This is a genomic window from Spiroplasma sp. hy2 (genome assembly GCF_044714365.1).
GTDB classification, from domain to species: Bacteria; Bacillota_I; Bacilli_A; order Mycoplasmatales; family Mycoplasmataceae; genus Spiroplasma; species Spiroplasma phoeniceum.
Genome location: NZ_RXFZ02000352.1, coordinates 1 through 556, shown reverse-complemented (window position 1 = coordinate 556; position 556 = coordinate 1). Strand labels below are relative to the sequence as shown.

Here is a 556-nt window from a genome sequence, read left to right as displayed (position 1 = left end):
TTTATANNNNGGTCAAACAATGCCATTTTCATTGTCAGGTCCTATATCAATCCCATATTTATCGTATAGATAATTACAAACATTAATTGTATCGCCGAAAGTAGTATCTTCGTGGGTGTTGGAATATCTTCGTAAAATATTAGATGAAGCATCGGTAAAATTACAAGCAAAAAATAATTTTTCTGCTAAATGATTTCATGTTTTATTAGTACCACGCCCTGCTGAAACAAACTTAAAAAAAGTTGGCGAAGTAAAATATCGGGCATAACTATCACCAACAAAATCTTTAAATACTTCTCAATCAAAACCAAAATTAAAATCACTAAAATTTAAATCATACTTTTTATTTAAATATTCATAACTAGTAATTCGTTTTTTGTTATTAATTTTTWTAAAATWTTTCTTTAATTTTGTAGAAAACTCTTGATATTTATAGAATATACTTAATTTTAGGTATATTTTTAATATATAAGAGGTAAATAATTGATGGAAAAAATAATTACAGAATTAAAAAACAGTTTTAAAGATGATCAATTTTTAGAATTTGCTGAAAAAA

Annotated in this window: 1 protein-coding gene; it reads left to right on the top strand. The window is 24.0% G+C overall.

Annotated features, from left to right (window positions below; genetic code table 4):
- Window positions 1-115: 115 nt before the first annotated feature.
- Window positions 116-268, top strand: coding sequence for a hypothetical protein (locus tag EHV01_RS06470; protein WP_422066742.1), 153 nt, complete (start codon window positions 116-118; stop codon window positions 266-268).
- The last annotated feature ends 288 nt before the right edge of the window (window positions 269-556 follow it).